The 1,281-nt window shown below is 69.6% G+C and carries 1 protein-coding gene; it reads left to right on the forward strand.

Annotation, left to right across the window (positions count from 1 at the left end; genetic code table 11):
• On the forward strand, positions 1-1,281 hold a 1,281-nt coding region (locus C1I97_RS37460), incomplete at both ends, for a MinD/ParA family ATP-binding protein (RefSeq protein WP_181447101.1).

Below are 1,281 nucleotides of genomic sequence, written 5' to 3' on the forward strand. Positions count from 1 at the left end.
CGCCCGCTCCGCCCAGCGGTTACGGTTTTCCCCAACCGCCCCAGCAAGCCCAGCCGCCTCAGCAGCCCCAGCAGCCCGACCCGGCTCAGGCTCAGGCTCAGCAGCCCGTCGATCCCCGACTCGGGACCGGCTGGCCGCAGCCGGTACAGCACGACCAGCGGCAGCCGACCAATCCGGGGGCCGCTCCGCTCGGTTACACGGCGGCCGTGGAGCTGTCCTCCGACCGGCTGCTCAACAACAAGAAGCAGAAGGCCCGCAGCGGCCGGCCGACCGGTGCCGGACCCCGGTTCAGGATCGGCGGGAAGAAAGAGGAGGCCGAGCGGCAGCGGAAGCTGGGGCTGATCCGTACTCCGGTGCTGTCCTGCTACCGGATCGCCGTGATCAGCCTCAAGGGCGGTGTCGGCAAGACGACCACCACCACCGCGCTCGGCTCCACGCTCGCCACCGAGCGGCAGGACAAGATCCTCGCCATCGACGCCAACCCGGACGCCGGTACACTCGGCCGCCGGGTGCGCCGGGAGACCGGGGCCACCATCCGTGACCTCGTCCAGGCGATCCCGTACCTCAACTCCTACATGGACATCCGGCGGTTCACCTCCCAGGCGTCCTCCGGGCTGGAGATCATCGCCAACGACGTCGACCCGGCCGTGTCCACGACGTTCAACGACGAGGACTACCGCCGCGCGATCGACGTGCTGGGCAAGCAGTACCCGATCATCCTCACCGACTCCGGTACGGGTCTGCTCTACAGCGCCATGCGCGGTGTGCTCGACCTCGCCGACCAGCTCATCATCATCTCCACGCCGTCCGTGGACGGTGCGAGCAGCGCCAGTACGACGCTGGACTGGCTGTCCGCACACGGGTACGCCGATCTGGTCGCACGCTCCCTCACCGTGATCTCGGGGGTGCGCGAGACCGGCAAGATGATCAAGGTGGAGGACATAGTCTCCCACTTCGAGACCCGTTGCCGCGGGGTCGTCGTGGTGCCCTTCGACGAGCATCTGGCCGCCGGTGCCGAGGTCGACCTGGACATGATGCGGCCGAAGGTGCGGGAGGCGTACTTCAACCTGGCGGCGATGGTCGCCGAGGACTTCGTACGTCACCAGCAGTCGCACGGGCTGTGGACGTCCGACGGCAACCCGCCGCCGGTCGCGGCCCCACCGCTGCCGGGTCAGCCGATTCCGGGCCAGCCCGTGCCCGGGCAGCACCCCTATCCGGGGCAGCACCCTTACCCGGGACAGCCGGGACAGCCGGCCCCGGGACAGTTCGCTCCCCAGCAAC

Source organism: Streptomyces sp. NTH33 (assembly GCF_003236365.1).
GTDB lineage: Bacteria > Actinomycetota > Actinomycetes > Streptomycetales > Streptomycetaceae > Streptomyces.